We start from the raw sequence: 19,879 nt of genomic DNA, 5'->3' as shown, positions 1-19,879 counted from the left end.
GAATAGTTAAAGGCCCATTATTTGCCTGAAATACTCATTTGTTATCAATTGCTTATCTTTGTATTTAATACAATAATTTTAAATGACAATTATCACTGACAGTTTAACTGATAAATATGAATTGGTTGTTGGACTTGAAGTGCATGTTCAATTGTCAACCTATAGTAAGATATTTTCTTCAGATTCAGCTTCTTTTGGTGCCGGTCCAAATGAACATATAAGTCCGGTAAGTTTAGGCCTACCCGGAACATTGCCAAAGCTCAATAAAAAAGTTGTGGAATATGCCATTAAGATGGGTCTTGCCACAAATTGTCAGATAAATAATAATACTCATTTTGACCGTAAAAACTACTTTTACGCTGATTTACCTAAAGGTTTTCAGACTACGCAGGATAGTCAGCCTATTTGTCATTCCGGATTTATTGATGTAAAAACGGATGATCAAAATATTAGACGCATACGTATCCATCGCATTCACATGGAAGATGATGCAGGGAAAAGTATGCATGATCAGGATGAATTTGACTCATTAATCGACCTGAATCGTGCAGGGGTTCCGCTAATTGAAATTGTTTCTGAACCTGATATCCGATCAGCTGCTGAAGCCGCTGCCTATTTGAATGAAATACGTAAATTGGTGAGGTATATTGATATTTGTGATGCAAACATGGAGGAGGGAAGTATCCGCTGCGACGCAAATATTTCTATACGATTGAAAGGTGCAACAGAATATGGTAATCGATGTGAAGTAAAAAATTTAAATTCCATTCGTAACCTTCAAAGAGCAATTGAGCATGAGTTTATCAGACAAACCGAGCTTCTTGAAAAGGGAGAATATATTGATCAAAATACTCTAAATTTTGATGCTGAAACTGGAAAAACTAGTCCGCTGAGAAGTAAAGAAACTGCAAACGACTATCGTTATTTCCCGGAGCCTGATTTACCACCACTTTTAATCGACCAAAAATACATCAACGAATTAGCCAAATTATTACCTGAGCTTCCTTCAAAAAAAGTTGAACGCTATATGTCTAAGTTCGCTTTGTCTGAATATGACGCAATTTTATTGTCTTCTGAAAAGGAGATAGCCAACTATTTTGATGAATTAGTAATTTGGAATAATAATTATAAAGCTGCTGCCAACTGGGTAATTGGTCCGCTAAGAAGCTATCTTCAAGACTCTAGTACAAGTGTCTCAGATTTTAAGTTGGAGCCTAAAACCTTAGCGGGACTTATTCAATTAATAGATAACGGAAAGTTAAATTATTCGCTTGCTGCAAGTAAAGTGTTCCCGGCTTTAATTGAGAATCCAAATTCTACTGCTGAGGAGATTGCTATTTCCTTACAGGTTTTAATCGATACCAATGACGATGATTTAGCGCTACTCATTGAGGAGGTGTTAAATTCATATCCCGATAAGGTAAAGGAATATAAACAAGGTAAAAAGGGTGTTTTAGGATTGTTTATGGGGGATCTTATGAAAAAATCAAAGGGTAAGATTAATCCGCAGGTAGCTAATAAATTGATAATTGAGATGTTAGATTTGAGAAGTTAGATTTGAGATGTGAGATATGAGATATGAGATTTGAGATGCGGGATTTGAGATAATTGACAATAGAGAATAAAGACAGTGGATAACAAATTATAGATAATAGATCGTGAAAAAAGTAACATTGATTGCCCTACTTGGGCTTGGGTTTTTTGTTAGTTCTTGTAAAAACAATGATGAGCTAATTATTTCTGGTAAAATTGAAAACGCGGGTGAAATCAAAAAGGTTATGCTTTATGAGACTGACCAAGTGGTTGATTCAGCTTTTTTAAATGAAAGCAATGAATTTAAATTTCGTCGTGTAGCTCCGGATCCTAATTTCTATACTTTAGTTATTGGCGAGAAAAATTTTCTTATTGTAGGTAAGAATGGTGATGAAGTGGAGTTTAAGTCTGATTATTTAGACACTACCAATACCTATGAAGTTTCAGGTTCTAGTGATTCGGAGAAGATCCGTGATTTTAATAAAATCAGTAATGATTATGGTAAAATATTCCAAAAAATTCAGGAAGAGTATGCGGCATCAGTAAGTGCAAATCCGAATGCAAAAGATTCGATTTATAATGCCTTAATGCCTAAATTTCAGTCTAATATGAATAAGTTTTCTGAGAAAGGATTTAAATTTGTTCAGGATAATAAAGATAATTTAGCAGGGTTTTATGTTGCTGGGACTATCGATCAAAATAAGTATGAGCAAGAGTTAATTGCTTATGCAGAAGAGGTGAAATCAAAATTCCCTAAGAATAAAGCTGTTCAATCTTTCGTGACAAAAATGATGGGATTGAAGCCTGTTTCTATCGGTCAAATTGCTCCTGATTTTCAATTGCCTGATCAAAATGGCAAGGAGTTTAAATTGTCTGATTTTAGAGGAAAGTACATCTTGCTCGACTTTTGGGCATCATGGTGCGCTCCTTGTCGCGAAGAAAATCCTAATATTGTTAAGCAGTTTGAAAGGTTTAAAGATAAGAATTTCACTGTTTTAGGTGTTTCTCTTGATGATGATCGTGCTGGATGGTTAAAGGCTATTAAAGATGATCGCTTGAATTGGCCACATCTTTCAGAACTTAAAAGATGGGACGGAAAAGTGACTTTGCTTTACAAGGTTGAGGGCATACCTGCATCATTTCTTCTCGATCCTAAAGGTAAAATCATTGCCAAAAACTTAAGAGGAGCTGAATTGGAGCAATTTTTAGAGAAAACATTGAAATAGATTTATTCTTGTAAATTTGATTGTAAAGTTTACAATTTGTTAATAGTGGCTTAACGATAGGATAGAACAAAGGATTTATTTTTACTAAAATTAAAAATCTATGAGTACGGCTAAGCACAAAATCCTGATTGTTGACGATGAACCTGATATTCGGGAACTTATCGAATACAACCTTAAAAAGGAAGGCTATCAGGTTTATACTGCTTCTAATGGTTTAGAGGGTGTTGCCGAAGCCAAAAGAGTGCTTCCTGATCTCATTATTCTCGATATCATGATGCCCAAGATGGATGGAATCGAGGCCTGTCGAATACTAAGAACCATGAATGAATTTAAAAATACATTTATGGTTTTCCTGACCGCTAGGAGTGAAGAGTATTCTGAAATTGCAGGTTTCAATGTTGGTGCAGATGATTATATCGCAAAACCTATTAAGCCACGTGCTTTAACCAGTCGAATAAATGCCATTTTAAGACGAAACTCTCATTCTGAAGAACCAGAAGTAAAAAGCAGTGTCGAAATTGGTGATTTAGTGATTGATCGTGATGCTTTTCTCGTGTTTCGCAATGGTGAAAAAATCGTTTTAGCTAAAAAAGAATTTGAATTACTATATCTACTTGCATCTAAACCCGGAAAGGTCTATACACGAGAAGTTATTTTGAAAAGTATTTGGGAAGATTCGGTGGTAGTTACCAATCGGACTATTGATGTTCATATCCGCAAACTCCGTGAAAAATTAGGTGAAAATTATGTGAGCACCGTAAAAGGTGTGGGATATAAATTTGAATTGAAATAATCTACGCGTGTAGGGACAGGTCGTGACCTGTCCGTTAAAAAACGTTATAAAAAGAGGACAGGTCGCGACCTGTCCCTACGAACCTCCATTTCCACATTCCCATTAAATCCGTACCTTTGCACTCTAATTTTTAATGTGTGAAGCTTCCTAAATTCCAAGAATTTATTCTTTTTGAAAACGACAATTTAATTGTAGTAAATAAACCTGCATTTTTAAGCTCCCTCGACGATCGGGAGGGTGGGGATAATAATTTGCTTAGGATGGCAAAGCAATACGCTGATGACGCTCAGATTTGTCACCGTTTAGATCGTGAGACCTCAGGGGCATTAATAATTGCTAAAAACCCTGAGACTTATCGTCATATCTCTATGCAATTTGAACATAGAAAAGTGACTAAGGTTTATCATGCAATCATTAATGGAACCCATGTTTTTGAGGAGCTACATGTGGATCTTCCAATATTAAATTTGGGTGCAAGAAATGTCGCAATAAATAAGCAAGAGGGTAAACAAGCCGAAACAATCTTCAACTCAATTAAGTTTTATAAACATTATACTTTGGTGGAGTGCAAGCCAATTACAGGTAGAATGCACCAAATTAGAATTCATCTGGCTTCCCAAAGAGCAAATATCTCTGGAGATGAAATGTATGGTGGTAAGCCAGTTTATCTATCTGAAATTAAAAGAGGCTATCGTATTGGGAAAGATCAGGAGGAACTGCCAATTATGAAGCGATTTGCCTTACACGCTCGCAGTATTACTTTTAAGATTGATGAAAAGACCGAAATGACCTTTGAGGCACCATATCCAAAGGATTTCGCGACTTTAATTAAACTGCTTGATAAGTTCGATTCTTAGAATTTGACATCAACAGCATCGTAAAAGCCTGAAACAGCTTCCCATTGAGCATCTTCTTCAAAAGATATGGATTGAATGCGACTTTCTTCAGCTTTTATTTTCTCCAAAACTTCAATTGCTGTTTTTTGATGCTCAGGCTTGATATAAAGCAATATATCCCTATAGCCTGTCATAGTTGTCGTACCGATATAACAATAGTCACCAAGGGCTGTACTGAGCTTCTGGAGAATTTGTGTTTGAAATTCATTAAAAAACGCAGCCTCTTTTTCAGTAGGATGCCCGTTTTTATCCTTTTCAAGGGTATTAACTATGACGAAAAGCGATAAGGAATATTTCGACTTTTCTTTGAAAAACATATATCGCTGGTTAATTGATGCGATACAAGGTTTTCCATCCGATTCAAATTGAAGCGATGAAAAACTTTGTTTGAGAATTGGAGCCTCATTTTTTACTTCTTCAGATTGTTTCTTGCTCTGAGAACATGAAATGAATGGAATCAGGCAAAATAAAAGAAGGTAATATTTAGATTTCATGTTTAAAAAATCACTCTCAGTTAATATTTTTTAACACCTGGCATTTAACACTGAAAATTTAAAAATATTGTTAATCCGCGCTTGACCCGACTATAATTGTCAATTGATAAACTTGTCAATCCGGGCTTGACCCGGATTAGTAACCCAATATTTTCAACACCTGCTTACTATTCTGCTCCTCTCCAAAAACCTCAAAATTAAAGGTTTCATCGCGGTTTCGGCGGATAATAACATGTTTAGGAGATGGTAAAAGGCAGTGATGAATTCCACCATAACCACTTAAAACCTCTTGATAAGCACCGGTATGGAAGAATCCCAAATATTGAACTTTACGTGTTTTAGGCATAAAAACGTTGTTCATATGTGCCTCCTGACTATAATAATCTTGTCCATCACACGTAATTCCACCCAAGTTAACACGTTCATATTCAGAATCCCAATTATTTATTGGTGCAAGAATGTATTTTTGATTAAGTGCCCAAACATCAGGAAGGTTAGTGATGAAAGAACCATCAAGCATTAACCATTTTTCACGGTCGTTCTGTTGCTTACGTCCTAAGACTTTATAAAGTATTCCAGATGCCTCTGCAACAGTATATTTACCGAATTCAGTGATAATATCTGGTTCCATAACATCATGCTCAGCACAAATTTCTTTGATTCTTTTCACAATCTCGTTGACCATGTATTCGTAATCAAAATCAAAGGCTAAGGAATCTTTGAAAGGCATTCCACCACCTATATCAAGTGTATCGAGGTCGGGGTTTATTTTTTTGAATTTACAGTATAAGGTTGCGTATTTCTCTAATTCATTCCAATAATATGGCGTATCAGAAATACCTGAATTAATAAAGAAATGTAAAAGTTTAACCTTGAAATTTGGGTTTTGAGCTATTTTATGATTGTAGAAGTCAATTATGTCTTCAATTCGAATTCCTAAACGAGAAGTATAAAACTGTGAATCAGGTTGCTCTTCGGCAGCAATTCTAAAACCTAAATTACAAGGAATGTCAAGCTCATCATCATAAATATTGAACTCCTCTTTATTGTCTAAAACTGGAATAATATTTTTAAAACCATCATGAAGCATATCAATAATGTATTGCTTGTACTGAAAGGTTTTAAAACCATTGCAAATAACAGTGATATCCTTTGTTAAAGATCCCTTTTTTTCAAGCGCATCAATCATAGGCATGTCAAATGCCGATGAAGTCTCTAAGTGGATATCATTGCGAAGAGCTTCTTCCACAATATGTCGGAAGTGCGAACTTTTAGTACAATAACAATATTTATAACCACCTCTGTAATTGTTCTTTACGATAGCCGCTTGAAACAATAATTTTGCTTGTTGTATCTTCTTACTAATGATGGGTAAATATGTAAATCTCAAAGGAGAACCATACGTTTCAATCATTTCCATGAGGTTTAAGTCATGAAAATATAATTCATCATCAATGATGTCGAATCCATCCTGAGGGAAACCCACGCTTAAATCAAGAAACTCCGCGTAACTCTGCATTTTTTTATAATTTTGGCAAAGATATAAAAAGCATATAGCATAGAACATAAATCATTGCTTAAATGTTACATGTTTTTAAACTATATTCGAAAATAAGGGAAAGTGGACTATGCGTGAACTGAAAATTATTGAGGTTAAATCTGAGCTTGGAGCAGGCACACGTGGATCTAGTATGGGTATTGATGCCATCAAAATTGCAGCTCTTGATTTTGGTAGTCGCTATTTTAAAAAATATAAAAGCGTTGAAATAGCAAATGAAAATCATCTTTTACTAGAATCTGTTGGCAATCAGTATGCTAAACGTGTATCTGGAGTACTCACAATGGTTGAACGAATTACTGAGGAAGTTTCGAAAACTTTGAAAAATGATGAATTTCCAATTGTGCTTTCTGGTGACCATAGCAATGCGGCAGGGACTATTTCTGGGATAAAAAAGGCACTCCCCAAAGCTCGTTTAGGAGTAATTTGGATTGATGCTCATGCTGATCTTCATTCGCCTTATACTACCCCCTCGGGAAATTTACATGGAATGAGTCTCGCTGTAGTATTAGACGAAGATAATGTAGATTCAAAAATTAATAAGCCAGATCAGGAGACTCTCAACTATTGGTATCAATTAAAAAATGTAGGCAATATATCTCCTAAAATAAACTATAATGATCTAGTTTACATTGCTTTACGCGATTTTGAACCGGCAGAGCAATATCTTCTTAAAAAGCATAAAATAAAGAATTTCCCCACGCTTGAAATTAGAAAACGCGGAGTGGAACGTGTGGCAATTGATGCCTTACAATATTTAGATCAATGTGATGTGATTTATGTTTCATTCGATGTAGATGCTTTAGATGCATCAATTTCAAAAGGAACTGGCACCCCTGTATCTAATGGAATAACTGAAAAAGAGGCTGGAAACTTAGTTTCACGACTAATGAGTCATGAAAAAGTATGTTGTTTTGAAATTGTAGAAGTTAATCCTACACTTGACAAGGAAAATTTAATGGCAGAAAATGCCTTTGAAATTTTACTTCGTGCAACAAATTCTCTAATTAACGATTAAATTTACAGGCCAAAGGCCAATAGAAATGACAATAGAAAATACCATCGTTCAACACATACAAAAGGCGGTTTTATCGCTTTATGCGACTGATATACAATTAGATAGTATAGTGATTCAAGAAACTCGAAAAGAGTTTGAAGGACAAGTTACAGCTGTAACTTTTCCATTTACACGTTTTTCTAAAAAAACTCCAGAACAAACTGGGGCCGAAATAGGGGAATATCTTAAAGAGAACCTTAAGGAAGTTGCTGATTTTAATGTAATTAAAGGCTTTTTGAATTTGTCAATTGCCGACTCTTATTGGGTTGATGAATTGTTAACTAGCGTTCATGGTCAGTCATTTGGACAATTTCCATCCAACGGACAAAAAGTAATGGTTGAGTATTCTTCGCCAAATACCAATAAACCACTTCATTTGGGTCATGTTCGCAATAATTTACTCGGTTTTTCAGTTGCAGAAATCCTTTCAGCCAATGGTTATGAAGTTATAAAGGCTAATTTGGTTAATGATCGTGGGATACACATCTGTAAATCGATGCTCGCTTGGAAATTATTTGGTAATGGAGAAACACCAGAAAGTAGTGGTTTAAAAGGTGATCACTTGGTTGGGAAGTATTATGTGATTTTTGATAAAGAATATAAAAAACAGATTGAAACCTTGATTAGTGAGGGGCAGACTGAGGATGAAGCAAAAAAGAATGCCCCTGTTATTAAGGAAGCTCAAGAAATGCTCTTGAAATGGGAGTCGGCCGACCAAGAAGTAATTGACCTTTGGAAAATGATGAATTCTTGGGTATATGCAGGTTTTGACGTAACCTATAAAAAGCTTGGTGTTGATTTTAAAAAGTATTATTATGAATCAGATACCTATCTTTTAGGTAAAGATACTATTCAGGAAGGCCTAGATAAAGGTGTTTTTTTCAAAAAAGATGACGGTTCTGTTTGGATAGATTTAACGGATGATGGTTTAGATCAGAAATTGGTTTTACGTGCTGATGGGACTTCCGTTTACATCACTCAGGATTTAGGAACTGCTCAATTGAAATATGATGACTTTAAAATGGATAAGTCGATTTATGTGGTTGGAAATGAGCAAGATTATCATTTTAAAGTTCTATTTCTAATTCTTCAAAAGCTTGGAAAATCGTGGGCTAATGGTCTATTTCATCTTTCTTATGGGATGGTTGATTTGCCATCTGGTAAAATGAAATCCCGTGAAGGAACAGTTGTTGATGCTGATGAATTAATGGACGACATGATTCAAACTGCTCAGGAAAGAACCGAAGAGCTAGGTAAGGTGGATGGTTTTACAGAAGAAGAGAAGAAAGACCTTTATAATATGATTGGTTTAGGGGCATTGAAATTCTTTTTGTTGAAAGTTGAGCCTAAAAAACGCCTTTTATTTGATCCGAATGAATCAATTGATTTTCAAGGTCATACAGGGCCTTTTATTCAATATACCCATGCCAGAATTTGTTCGGTTTTAGCAAAGGCCGATTATAAAAATAAAATTTCTGATAACTATAGCAATGTATTAACAATACTTGAAAAGGATTTGATTGTCAACTTAGCTAAATACCCAGATGTAATTAGCTCAGCAGCAAGAGAATATAGTCCCGCGCACATTGCAAACTATGTTTTTGAACTCGCCAAACTTTTCAATAAGTTTTATCATGAAGAAAGCATTTTGAAGGCAGAAGACCCACAAGTTCGAAATTTCAGACTTGATCTTGCTGCTGCAACTGCTAAAACTATTAACAAAGCAATGAAATTACTTGGGATTAGCGTCCCATCAAGAATGTAATAAACGAATGTTATAATTCAAGGCGTCTTTTTAATGCGCCTTTTTTATTTAATAAATTTCTTTGCGATAGAAGGGTCTTTAATACCATTGCTATAATCGTAAAAGCCTAAGCCAGATTTTACACCTAAATTACCAGCAGTAACCATATTCACTAGGAGAGGGCAGGGTGCATATTTAGGATTTCCGAAACCTTGATGTAATACATTCATAATTGCTAGGCAAACGTCTAAGCCTATAAAGTCGGCTAATTGTAGCGGACCCATTGGGTGAGCCATACCAAGTTTCATGACTGTATCTATTTCATTGACACCCGCAACACCTTCATATAAGGAATAAATAGCTTCATTAATCATGGGCATGAGAATGCGGTTAGCTACAAATCCGGGGTAATCATTTACCTCAACTGGAATTTTATTGAGTTTAGTGGCAAGGTTCATGATTGTTTGAGTAACCTCATCAGAAGTTGAATATCCACGAATAACTTCCACTAATTTCATCACAGGAACGGGATTCATGAAGTGCATTCCTATAACTTTATCAGCACGATTTGTTACCGATGCAATTTTCCCAATAGATATAGAAGAAGTATTTGAAGCTAAAATGGCTTCCTTTTTACAATATTGGTCTAAGTTTTTAAAAATTTCGAGCTTAATGGATAAGTTTTCAGTTGCTGCTTCAATAACAAGATCTGAATTTTCAATTCCAGATTTAGTATCCGTGAAGGTTTGTATGTTTTTAAGAGCTAAAGCTTTGATATCTTCGGTAATTAGTGCTTTTGCGACTTGTCTATCTAAATTTTTGCGAATTGCATCCATTCCTTTTTCGAGGCTTGGGACTGAAATATCAATTAAATTGACTTGAAATCCTGAGATTGCAAAGGCATGAGCAATACCATTACCCATGGTTCCGGAGCCTATAATTGAGATTTGTTTCATGTTTTTATGATTGCTTAATAATAAATAAAGGTAGGAATGATTTTAAATCTTCTAGTCTCATTATTTTCATGGTTTTGTAAATTTTGAGTCCTTTGATTTTAAATTAGCATTAATAATTTATTGTTATACGTAATTAGTTTAGTAGTCAATTTCTGCATTCTACAGTCTTTTTTTACCCTATAGACTGGCAAAAGAATATAGTTAACCACTAATTATAACAAGTTAGTTACATTATTCTTGCAAACCAACTACAATAATGTTAGTTTAAACCGTTAATATTGTTATTGAAACTTGTTTAAAAGGGTTTTGTAACTATTTAATAAACTAAATACATATCAAATGAAACAAAAATTACTAAGTATGTTCTTTGTGTGTATAATGTTGGCTGGTGCCGCATTTGCACAAGACAGAAGAATCACAGGTAAGGTAACATCTAAGGAAGATGGTTTGCCATTGCCTGGAGTTTCTATTAAAGCAACTGGTTCTAGTGCTGCTACTCAAACAGACGTAAGTGGTAACTATTCAATTAGTGTAACTTCATCGGTTAAGAGTTTGGAGTTTACTTACATTGGTTTCCTGTCTCAAAATGTAACAATTGGCAATAAGGTTGCAATCAATATTGCTTTGGTTACAGATGCTAAGCAGTTATCTGAGATTGTTGTTACTGGTTACGGTACACAAAGAAGAGCTGATTTTACCGGTGCACAGTCATCTGTTAAAGCTGCTGATATAGCAAATACTCCAATTTTAAGTCCGGAGCAAGCTCTTCAAGGTAGAGCTGCGGGTGTTCAGGTTACTCAATCATCAGGTACTCCAGGAGGAGGTATCTCAATTCGAATCAGAGGTACATCTTCAATTGGCGCAAGTAGTCAACCGCTTTATGTAGTAGATGGTGTGCCTATTTCTACAGGTTCATATACTCAGGTTGCGGCTGGTGGTCAGTTGTCAAATGCTTTATCTGATATCAACCCGAGTGAAATTGAGTCGATTGAAGTTTTAAAAGATGCGGCAGCAAGTGCTATTTATGGTTCAAGAGCAGCTAATGGTGTTGTAATTGTTAATACAAAAAGAGGAGTTAACCAAACTACAAAAATAAGTTTCAATTCTTACTTCGGAACTCAGCAAGTTAACAAATTACTTCCGCTAGTTTCTGGACAGCAATACATTGAATTATTGAATGAATCTGTTGCTAATAGATATGGTGCTGGAACTAACTATAATTGGCTTACAGGTCTAAGTGCTGATCCTAAGACTTATGCTAATACTGATTGGCAAAATGAAATATTTAGATCTGCTGACATTAAAAACTACGATCTTTCTGCTAGAGGTGGTAATGACAAAACTAAATTCTCTGTTTCTGGATCTTATTTTGATCAACAAGGTATAGTAATCGCTTCAGGTTTCAAAAGATGGAGTGGTCGTGTGAATTTAGATAATCAAGCTACTGAAAAACTAAAATTATCTTTAAGTGCTGGTTTTAATAGTTCAGTTTCAAACAGAATTAATAATGATAACAATATTAATGGTGTAGTAAGTGCATCTATTTTATTAGGTTCTCATGTACCTGTTTATAATGCTAATGGTACATACGGTAAGGATCCAATTTCTTCTGTTGATAACCCAGTGGCATCAGCTGTTGAAAGAATTTTCTTGAATACAAGTAATAGATTGCTTACTTCAGGATCGGCAGAGTATCAAATTCTGCCATCATTGACATTTAAATCTCAGTTATCTTTGGATTACCTGACAACAAAAGATAGAAATTACAATCCAACTACTACCAATACAGGTGCTGCATCTGCTGGTTCTGGTTCTGAAGGTCAAAATCAGGAAGTTAATTATGTTACTGAAAATATTTTAAATTTCAATAAAACATTTGCAGATAAGCATGTTTTGAATTTAACAGGTGTATTTTCATATCAAGAATCTAATTATGAAAACCTATTAGCATCTGCAACAGGATTCCCTACAAATGATTTCACTAGATTATCTTCTGGTGCCGTAAGAGTAACTACTGCTTCGGGTGGTAGCTCTTATGCTTTAGAATCTTATGTAGCAAGAGCAAACTATTCATTCGATAATAAGTATGTAATTCAGGGTTCTGTTCGTGTGGATGGTTCATCAAGATTTGGTGCTGATAAGAGATACGGAACTTTCCCTGCAGTTTCTGCTGCTTGGAATATATCTGAAGAGTCTTTCTTAAAGAATGTAAGCTCAATTAGTAACTTAAAATTAAGAGGTAGTTATGGTATAGTTGGTAATCAGGAAATTGGTAACTTCACTTCACTTCAATTAGTTGGTGGTGGTGCAAACTACTTGCAACAGTCTGGTTTATCTCCTTCACAATTAGGTAATACTATTTTAAGCTGGGAAAATACTAGCTCTATTGACTTAGGATTAGATTTAGGAATGTTCAAAAATAGATTGACTTTTACATTTGATGCTTATCAAAAGAAGACTGAAGATTTATTATTAGGTCAGCCATTGGTAGGTTCTTCAGGATTTTTAACTATCCAATCTAATATTGGTAAATTGGAAAACAAAGGTTTAGAATTTGGGTTGACTGGTGTAATTTTTGATAAAAAAGACTTTTCTTGGACATCTAATCTGAATTTAAGTTTCAATAAGAATAAAGTTTTAGAGATTTCTGGTAATCCTTTTGCTGCTGGTTTTGCTTCATGGGTTGCTCCAGGGGGTTCTTTGGGTGATTTTAGAGGTTATAGAACAGATGGAATTTTCCAAAATGCTGCTGAGATTGCTGCAGCTCCAATTCATACAAAAACCGCTAGTGCATTAACGTCAACTGCACCTGGTGATCAAAGATTTAAAGATTTAAATGGTGATGGTAGAATAACTGCTGATGATCAAGAAATTATCGGTAATGGTATGCCTACTTATTTCGGTGGATTTACCAACAATTTCAGATATAAGAACTTTGATTTATCAGCATTTGTTCAGTTTTCAGGTGGTAACCAAATCTATAATAATACTAGGGCATTTTCTGAAGGTATGAATAGTATTTTTGGACAAACTACTGCTGTTTTAGAAAGATGGACACCTACCAATCCAAGCACAACAATGCCAAGAGCTGTTTACGCAGATCCTAATAATAACAGAAGAACCTCTGATAGATTTTTAGAGAGTGGTGATTTCTTAAGAATGAAGAACATAAGTTTAAGTTATACTTTCTCACCTAAGGTTTTATCAAAGTTGAAAGTTAGTAATTTTAAATTATATGTGGCTGGCCAAAACTTATTCACCATTACAAAATACTCAGGTTTAGATCCTGAAGTAAGTACTTTTAGTGATACAAATACAGCACCAGGTACAGATTTCTTAACCTTCCCTCAGGCTAAAACTTATACTTTTGGTTTGAACCTAACTTTTTAATACTTGAATTATGAAACAAATAATTAAAAATAAATCATTTCTGATAATTTTATTATCAGGAGTTTTACTCGGTTCTTGTAAGAAGGAATTAGAGAATCAGAAGCCGCAAGCATCATTAGATGCATCTATCGCATTCAATACTGCAAATAATGTTAGAGCAGGTATTAATGCAGTTTATAGTGGTTTGCAGAGTGGAAATTATTACGGACTACGCTATCAAGTAATGGCGGATTTAGGTGCAGATAATATTTCTCACGTTGGAACTTTTCCATCATTTGCTCAAATTGCAAATAAAAGCATTTTGACTGATAATGCTGAAGTCACCAATATGTACAATAGTATTTACAGTACTATAAATGTTGCTAATCTTGTCATTGCTGCTGTACCTAACATCAAGGAATCAGGATTTGTGAATGAAAGTGCGCTTGCCGAATTGAGAACTTTGAGAGCACTTATGTATTTTGATTTGTTAAGATACTGGGGTGGTTCAGTTGATGGTTATGGCAAAGGAAACGGTGTTGGTGTTTCTTTAAAATTAACACCAACTTCATCTTTAACAGAAGCTGCTGCAATCAAAAGAAGTACTGAAGCTGAGATATTTACAGCAATTTTAGCTGATTTAGATTTCGCGATTGGTGTAAGTACTTTTGCAAACAAGCAAAGCACTGTTAACCGAGTTGGTAAAGATTTTGCTAATGCATTAAAAGCTCGTGTACAATTATACAGAGGTCAATTTGCTGAAGCTGAAACTTTAGCGACAGGTGTAATAGGTTCAGCAAGATATCCAATGGTTTCCACAGCTAATTATGGCACAATGTGGAGCGGTAAAAACAGTTCTGAGTCTATTTTTGAATTGGAATTTAATACTGCAGATCAGAATGATTTATCTTTCTTTTATTACACTACCACTCTTGGTGGAAGAAACGAAATAAGCGCATCAACAAGTTTGAGAGATATACATGAAGCGAGAGATATCAGAAAAGATATTAATTATTCAGTTGTTGCTCCACTAGCTAAAACTAGAAAAGTAACAAGAATTGCAACTCGTGATGATAATGTTATTCTATTGAGAACTGCCGAACTTTACTTAATTAGAGCAGAAGCAAGATTAAGAAAACCAAGTCCAAGTGATACTGATATTGCTGGTGGTTTAGCTGACTTGAACGTTGTAAGAGAGAGAGCTGGTTTAAGTCCCTTGGTATCAACTTCTGTGGATGTAATTTTAGATGCTATTTTAGCTGAAAGAAGAGTTGAACTTGCCCATGAAGGTCACAGATTGTTTGATTTAAGAAGATACAATAAAACTGGTGCCTTTTTAGGAATTAGTGAAGCATTTAGAAATTTATGGCCAATCCCTCAAAGAGAAGTTTTAACTTCTGGAGGTATTATAACCCAAAATGACAAATATTAAAATTTAATTTTTGCAAAAAAGGCTGAACATTGTAAATGTTCAGCCTTTTTTTTGGACTCAAAAAAATATAACCCTTTTAAAAATTAAATTTTCTAACAAATTTTCGAATACTTTCTTTACTCAACTCATCAAAAAACGGCACCCTCAATATTTCTAATTCGGATTTTGCCTTAATCATATCCTCCGAATTCCATTCCCCGCTAAATATCAATTTACGTACAGGGATATTCCTGCTTTTTAATAATTCCACCGAAAGCAAGGTGTGATTTATACTCCCTAAATAAATTTTAGAGACCAAAACAACCTCAGCATCAAATTTTTTAATGATTCTATGATTATTCCTTTTAATTAGTTGCACCAGCTCTCTCAATAATCAATTGATTATCTTTTTTTGGTAAATTAATTTTATCTAAATCAATATGAATTCCTTCTAATACGGTCGATTCGTGTGGTGTAAAGGGCTAGGTTAAACGATAAGCTTCAGGGTGAATAAATGTTCGTTTGTTTGAAATCGGGGGTTCTATGAGTATAGAAACGCTATTGACAAGTCCTTCCGATTATACGGGTTTCCAATTTCTGCTTCTAATTTCTCATTCCAAACCGCTGACACAATGGTTTTACCTATTTCTGTTCCAATAGCACTGATAAATATGGGTTTTATTTAATAATGTCATTTAAATTGTGAGATAATCTCTGAATATCAGCTATTGAATTGTGATTGTGTAGGCATATTCTTATTCGCTCGGTACCTTGGGCAACGGTGGGACTTAAAATAGCACGTACATCAAAGCCTGCATTCTGGATATTGAGTGCAGCTTCTCTCGCTTCTTTATTTCCAGGAATAAGAATAATTTGAATAGCAGATTGGCTATTTAATAAGTTAATATCTGCGCTAATGCTCTCCCTAAAGCATTTTATACGTTCTTTAAGCGGCGATTGATAATCAGAATTTTTTAGTTGTTGATAGGCGCATTTTATAGCTAAATGACTTAAAAAAGAGGCCGCAGTGGTATAAATAAATGATCTTGAAAAATTAATTAGAAAGCTCCTCAATTGTTCAGTACCTAAAATAGCAGCACCATGTGTTCCTAATGCTTTACCAAATGTGATGATTCTGGCAAATACCTGATCACAGAGACCTAAATCATATACTAAGCCTCTTCCTAATTCTCCAAACACTCCTGTCGCATGCGCCTCATCTACAATTAAAGCAGCATCGTATTGTTTTGCTAAATGGCTTAAATCTATTAATGGAGCTTGATCACCATCCATCGAATAAATGCTTTCAACCACAATAAATATTTTGCCTTTGGATACTTTTAATTTTTGTTCTAAGCTCTCTAAATCATTATGCTTAAAAACATATCGAGTAGCGTGACTTAATCGTACTCCATCAATAATGGATGCATGAATATATTCATCTGTAATGATGGTGTCGCCTCGTTGAGTGATAGAAGAGAAGATTCCGATGTTTGCATCATAACCTGAATTAAATAGGAGAGCGGCTTCCGAATGATGAAAATTAGCTATTTCTTGTTCAAGTTCTTCCGCAAATGTTGAGTTACCAGCCAATAAACGCGAGCCTCCAGAACCCATGTTATAATTGGGGTGCTTTTTTAATTCACTTTCAAAAAGGAGTTTTAAATTGTTAGAGCGAGCAAAACCGAGATAATCATTGGAACAAAAATCCAGTAAACTGCTTTCTGCTTTTAGGGTGCGTAGCGAATTATTTTCCTTTCGTAGCGCCAGACTATCAGACATGAATTTATGGATGCTTTTCATTTGTATTTTTGCTAAAAATAAGAAAAGCGAGACATAATCCCGCTTTTCTCATAGTTCTATACCTTCATAATCTGTCTTAAAAAGGTCAAATTTATTCGATTGTTCTTTCTAATTCTTATTTCGATCCAAATTAGAAATCGATTTTTGCATTTGTGAAACCATGCTCGTAAGTGTTTCTAAGGTAGGTTCAGGAGCAGGTTCTGGGAAGTCGGTGCTGATATAAGCTTTTGCCTTCCATATTTCTAAAACGTCATCTCCTGAGATTGTATAGGGCTCATAAACCGGATTGTCAGAAATTAATTTCAAAGCTTTATTTTCCTTGAATTTATTTCCCACTCGCTTATAAACTATGCCATCACTTTTGCTAATCACTACATAAGTATCCCCAGGCTTAAGATCATTCCAATTACTTAAATACTCGCCTACAACAACTGTCCCAGATTGGAGTGGGAGCATGGAGTCGCCTTTTATTTCAAATGCACGATAGGTACCTTGACGAAACATTGGCAAATGAAATTTGGGAAGCTCCGAAATATATTCTGGATCACCATAGCCATTTAAATATCCAGCACTTGCTTTTACAGGCACCAATTCAATGTTCTCTCTATCTTGGCTATCTACCGAAATACTTAATACTCTGATATTAGCAGGATCTGCTTTCGGCTTCGGTTTCCACTTATCATCGATGCGCTCATTGATGAGCTCATCCATCGATAATTCATAAAACTCTGCGAATTTTTTTAGTAATTCATATTTAGGCTCTGCGCGATCTTCTTCATAAGCCCCAACTAGTGAGCGTTTAATATCAAGTGTATCTGCAAATTGCTGCTGTGTAAGCCCTTTTTTCTTACGTAGGTACTTTAAATTGGAAGAAATGTTTGCCATTTGAAAAATAAATTTGGAAATACTAAAATTGTTAGTAAATTTATGCTCATAAAATTAGCAATTATAATTGGAACTAAAAATTAAATTTAAAATTATGCCGATCCTATCTAAGCCTGCCATGAAAACTAAGAAATTTGTTTATTTAGTTACCGACCGTAACCGCAACAGTATTCATGTGGGTATGAGTACCGACTTGATGAAAACTATGACTTTTTATAGGCAAATGCCTAATTTATTTTTTGATGCCGGTCAGCAATTGACTAGGCTCGTTTATTTTGAAGAGTTAAGCTCTGAAGCTTCTGCTAAAGAACGCTTTAATTTAATCAGTAAATTTACACGTATTCAGAAAGATCGTTTAATTAGAGGGGTTAACCCAGATTGGATAGATTTAACCATAGGCTTAGATTTTGAGCAAATAATGGTCTCAGGTATTCAGCCAATGCGTGCTTCTTTTAGTAGCTTGTCTTAATTATTGTTTGATGAATTTAAGTGCTGCCGAGTTCATGCAATAGCGTTTGCCGCCTTTATCCTTTGGGCCATCATCAAAAACATGACCCAAGTGTAGGCCCGTTTTGGTTTCTATAACCTCATCGCGGATCATACCATGACTATTGTCTTTAACCACAGTAATTACGCCTTCTTTAATTGCTTTGGTGAAGCTTGGCCAGCCGCTACCCGATTCATATTTATCCTCAGAACTGAATAATGGTTCTCCCGTTGCAGCACTTACGTAAATGCCTTTTTGCTTATTGCTATTGTATGCATTTCTGAAAGGGGGCTCGGTACCACGTTCAACCATTATTTCAAAGGCTAGGGGACTTAAAACCTTTTTCCATTCTTCATCTGATTTTTGAATGGGAAATTTTATTTTTTTATTAGACTCTTGAATATTTTTAGACTTGTTTTGTCCGCAGCTACTATTTGTAAGCATAAAAATTAATAGGAAAATACTCAAAAGGGCCTTCATAGTATTGATTTATTGGGATTTATTATTTTATAATTTTTGTATCCATTAATATACGGAAAATAATTGATAAAATCAATTATTTATCTAGAAAAGCGACCCCAATTCGTTTTTTGATTTTATCAAGCTGCTTTTAATTTAATCCCAATACAGTTATTAACAATCTTAATTTAGTTATTATTTAAATCATCAATTGAAACATTCGGTTTAGCATCAAACTTTAATATTTGTTTTAATTCATTTCGTGTTAATTGTTTCATCTCGGGATTGTTTTTTACGATATTCAACAGAGATGTTTGCTGTAAATAGAACAATTCGGCATATTTTTTTGCACCTTTAATACCAGCTTCCTCACAATATTTGGTGAATTCTTCTAAAGATTTGGAATTTTGAGCCTTATTCATGATCTCATGATTGCTTCCTGAAGTAGAAATTTCACCACGAATCATGCTTTCTGATAATTCTAAAAAAGAATATTGATAGTTTTTAAAATCTTGCGAAGCTTGAATTTTTGCTTTTAATTCTTTTACATCTAATGGTTTTTCTTTTTGATTACACTGCGTAAAAACGAATGCTAAGAGCAGTCCAAACACTAATAGTTTTTTTTTCATTTTTTTAAGAATTTAAATTGCCTTTCAATATTGCGATGGCAAAACAATCTATTTAATTTATTTACATAATTTAAATATTGTAATTTTAAAAAAAACAATTTTCTATTTATTTTCTGAACAATAAGAGATAATTTAAAATATAATTTCGATTGCATATAAGATTAAATAGAATATTTTAAGCATAAAAAAAGCAAACCAAAGCTCGCTTTTAAATCTTACCATCCTGGTGCAAAGGTTAAACCAAACCCCTACATCATTTGCCATAGAAAAAGTAAAATAAAAGCTGCCTGAACTATAATAACCAATCGATGGCCAGTGCTTTTTTTACTCAGTATGATTATAGAAAATATACTAAACAGGATTAAGAAAATATTAACCGCAATTGGGGATAATTGAGCAAGTGGAAAAATTTTACAAAATGCATTGTCTCTAGCTTCGTATGGGTATTTATTAATGATAAATATCCACGAGCCTATGTAATATATATTAACCAGAAGCGACAGGTATGCTAAATTAGTCTTCATACTAGACATCCTTTTTCTTTTTGATTACACTGCGTAAAAACGAATGCTAAGAGCA

17 protein-coding genes are annotated in these 19,879 nt (G+C 34.5%); 9 read left to right on the top strand and 8 right to left on the bottom strand.

Annotated elements, in window-relative coordinates; all coding sequences use genetic code 11:
• Positions 1-82 precede the first annotated feature (82 nt).
• From gatB to QZ136_RS00930, 4 genes are all read left to right on the top strand, one after another.
• Positions 83-1,555: an Asp-tRNA(Asn)/Glu-tRNA(Gln) amidotransferase subunit GatB gene (gatB, locus tag QZ136_RS00945; protein WP_291399449.1), complete on the top strand. Its 1,473-nt coding sequence runs from the start codon at positions 83-85 to the stop codon at positions 1,553-1,555.
• Between the two features lie 103 nt (positions 1,556-1,658).
• Positions 1,659-2,759 carry a TlpA disulfide reductase family protein gene (locus tag QZ136_RS00940; RefSeq protein WP_291399448.1) on the top strand — a complete coding sequence of 367 codons (1,101 nt, stop codon included), beginning with the start codon at positions 1,659-1,661 and terminating at the stop codon, positions 2,757-2,759.
• 100 nt (positions 2,760-2,859) lie between these two features.
• Positions 2,860-3,552 (top strand): response regulator transcription factor, encoded by a 693-nt coding sequence (locus QZ136_RS00935; protein ID WP_291399447.1) that lies wholly within the window; start codon positions 2,860-2,862, stop codon positions 3,550-3,552.
• Between the two features lie 137 nt (positions 3,553-3,689).
• Positions 3,690-4,409, top strand: coding sequence for an RluA family pseudouridine synthase (locus QZ136_RS00930; protein ID WP_291399446.1), 720 nt, complete (start codon positions 3,690-3,692; stop codon positions 4,407-4,409).
• Here the strand turns inward: QZ136_RS00930 and QZ136_RS00925 are convergent.
• Together QZ136_RS00925 and QZ136_RS00920 are read right to left on the bottom strand one after the other, a co-directional pair.
• On the bottom strand, positions 4,406-4,942 hold the full coding sequence (locus QZ136_RS00925; protein WP_291399445.1) for a DUF695 domain-containing protein: 537 nt from the start codon (positions 4,940-4,942) through the stop codon (positions 4,406-4,408). The two genes, QZ136_RS00930 and QZ136_RS00925, sit on opposite strands and share 4 nt — an antisense overlap.
• Before the next feature lie 136 nt (positions 4,943-5,078).
• The gene (locus QZ136_RS00920; protein ID WP_291399444.1) at positions 5,079-6,461 is read right to left on the bottom strand and encodes an arginine decarboxylase; all 1,383 of its coding nucleotides are present in this window, start codon (positions 6,459-6,461) and stop codon (positions 5,079-5,081) included.
• Between the two features lie 109 nt (positions 6,462-6,570).
• Here QZ136_RS00920 and rocF point away from each other — a divergent pair, with 109 nt between their 5' ends.
• Both rocF and argS read left to right on the top strand, forming a co-directional pair.
• Positions 6,571-7,518 (top strand): arginase, encoded by a 948-nt coding sequence (gene rocF, locus QZ136_RS00915; RefSeq protein WP_291399443.1) that lies wholly within the window; start codon positions 6,571-6,573, stop codon positions 7,516-7,518.
• A gap of 25 nt (positions 7,519-7,543) precedes the next feature.
• Entirely contained in the window at positions 7,544-9,322 is a 1,779-nt protein-coding gene (argS, locus tag QZ136_RS00910) for an arginine--tRNA ligase (protein ID WP_291399442.1), read from the top strand.
• A gap of 44 nt (positions 9,323-9,366) precedes the next feature.
• Here the strand turns inward: argS and QZ136_RS00905 are convergent, their stop codons facing one another.
• A complete protein-coding gene (locus tag QZ136_RS00905; protein ID WP_291399441.1) occupies positions 9,367-10,257 on the bottom strand; it encodes a 3-hydroxybutyryl-CoA dehydrogenase in 891 nt (296 codons plus the stop codon).
• A gap of 339 nt (positions 10,258-10,596) precedes the next feature.
• Here QZ136_RS00905 and QZ136_RS00900 point away from each other — a divergent pair, with 339 nt between their 5' ends.
• Together QZ136_RS00900 and QZ136_RS00895 are read left to right on the top strand one after the other, a co-directional pair.
• On the top strand, positions 10,597-13,647 hold the full coding sequence (locus QZ136_RS00900) for a TonB-dependent receptor (RefSeq protein ID WP_291399440.1): 3,051 nt from the start codon (positions 10,597-10,599) through the stop codon (positions 13,645-13,647).
• A 10-nt stretch (positions 13,648-13,657) separates the two neighbouring features.
• Complete coding sequence (locus QZ136_RS00895) at positions 13,658-15,058, top strand: RagB/SusD family nutrient uptake outer membrane protein (protein ID WP_291399439.1); 1,401 nt, start codon at positions 13,658-13,660, stop codon at positions 15,056-15,058.
• A gap of 76 nt (positions 15,059-15,134) precedes the next feature.
• On the opposite strand, the gene QZ136_RS00890 is transcribed toward QZ136_RS00895, so the two are convergent.
• From QZ136_RS00890 to QZ136_RS00880, 3 genes are all read right to left on the bottom strand, one after another.
• Positions 15,135-15,416: an AAA family ATPase gene (locus QZ136_RS00890; protein ID WP_291399438.1), complete on the bottom strand. Its 282-nt coding sequence runs from the start codon at positions 15,414-15,416 to the stop codon at positions 15,135-15,137.
• 299 nt (positions 15,417-15,715) lie between these two features.
• Entirely contained in the window at positions 15,716-16,840 is a 1,125-nt protein-coding gene (locus tag QZ136_RS00885; RefSeq protein WP_291399437.1) for an 8-amino-7-oxononanoate synthase, read from the bottom strand.
• A gap of 108 nt (positions 16,841-16,948) precedes the next feature.
• Positions 16,949-17,725, bottom strand: coding sequence for a helix-turn-helix domain-containing protein (locus tag QZ136_RS00880; protein ID WP_291399436.1), 777 nt, complete (start codon positions 17,723-17,725; stop codon positions 16,949-16,951).
• Between the two features lie 94 nt (positions 17,726-17,819).
• Between QZ136_RS00880 and QZ136_RS00875 the strand changes: the two genes are divergently transcribed.
• Positions 17,820-18,194, top strand: a complete 375-nt coding sequence (locus QZ136_RS00875; RefSeq protein WP_291399435.1) for a GIY-YIG nuclease family protein — start codon at positions 17,820-17,822, stop codon at positions 18,192-18,194.
• Here QZ136_RS00875 and msrB read toward each other — a convergent pair whose 3' ends face one another.
• Together msrB and QZ136_RS00865 are read right to left on the bottom strand one after the other, a co-directional pair.
• The gene (gene msrB / locus QZ136_RS00870) at positions 18,195-18,656 is read right to left on the bottom strand and encodes a peptide-methionine (R)-S-oxide reductase MsrB (RefSeq protein ID WP_291399434.1); all 462 of its coding nucleotides are present in this window, start codon (positions 18,654-18,656) and stop codon (positions 18,195-18,197) included.
• Between the two features lie 203 nt (positions 18,657-18,859).
• Positions 18,860-19,300 (bottom strand): hypothetical protein, encoded by a 441-nt coding sequence (locus tag QZ136_RS00865; RefSeq protein WP_291399433.1) that lies wholly within the window; start codon positions 19,298-19,300, stop codon positions 18,860-18,862.
• Positions 19,301-19,879: the final 579 nt, after the last annotated feature.

Origin of the sequence: Daejeonella sp., from assembly GCF_017495225.1 — a bacterium.
In the GTDB taxonomy this organism is placed as follows: Bacteria; Bacteroidota; Bacteroidia; order Sphingobacteriales; family Sphingobacteriaceae; genus Daejeonella.
This window is presented reverse-complemented; position numbering and strand designations above follow the sequence as displayed.

What these genes read in the sequence shown, in the direction of transcription:
- gatB (WP_291399449.1), top strand. Translation starts at nt 83, where the DNA reads ATGACAATTATCACTGACAGTTTAACTGATAAATATGAATTGGTTGTT.
- QZ136_RS00875 (WP_291399435.1), top strand. Translation starts at nt 17,820, where the DNA reads ATGCCGATCCTATCTAAGCCTGCCATGAAAACTAAGAAATTTGTTTAT.
- QZ136_RS00900 (WP_291399440.1), top strand. Translation starts at nt 10,597, where the DNA reads ATGAAACAAAAATTACTAAGTATGTTCTTTGTGTGTATAATGTTGGCT.
- msrB (WP_291399434.1), bottom strand. Translation starts at nt 18,656, where the DNA reads ATGCTTACAAATAGTAGCTGCGGACAAAACAAGTCTAAAAATATTCAA.
- QZ136_RS00895 (WP_291399439.1), top strand. Translation starts at nt 13,658, where the DNA reads ATGAAACAAATAATTAAAAATAAATCATTTCTGATAATTTTATTATCA.
- argS (WP_291399442.1), top strand. Translation starts at nt 7,544, where the DNA reads ATGACAATAGAAAATACCATCGTTCAACACATACAAAAGGCGGTTTTA.
- QZ136_RS00925 (WP_291399445.1), bottom strand. Translation starts at nt 4,942, where the DNA reads ATGAAATCTAAATATTACCTTCTTTTATTTTGCCTGATTCCATTCATT.
- QZ136_RS00920 (WP_291399444.1), bottom strand. Translation starts at nt 6,461, where the DNA reads ATGCAGAGTTACGCGGAGTTTCTTGATTTAAGCGTGGGTTTCCCTCAG.
- QZ136_RS00935 (WP_291399447.1), top strand. Translation starts at nt 2,860, where the DNA reads ATGAGTACGGCTAAGCACAAAATCCTGATTGTTGACGATGAACCTGAT.
- QZ136_RS00880 (WP_291399436.1), bottom strand. Translation starts at nt 17,725, where the DNA reads ATGGCAAACATTTCTTCCAATTTAAAGTACCTACGTAAGAAAAAAGGG.
- QZ136_RS00865 (WP_291399433.1), bottom strand. Translation starts at nt 19,300, where the DNA reads ATGAAAAAAAAACTATTAGTGTTTGGACTGCTCTTAGCATTCGTTTTT.
- QZ136_RS00885 (WP_291399437.1), bottom strand. Translation starts at nt 16,840, where the DNA reads ATGAAAAGCATCCATAAATTCATGTCTGATAGTCTGGCGCTACGAAAG.
- rocF (WP_291399443.1), top strand. Translation starts at nt 6,571, where the DNA reads ATGCGTGAACTGAAAATTATTGAGGTTAAATCTGAGCTTGGAGCAGGC.
- QZ136_RS00905 (WP_291399441.1), bottom strand. Translation starts at nt 10,257, where the DNA reads ATGAAACAAATCTCAATTATAGGCTCCGGAACCATGGGTAATGGTATT.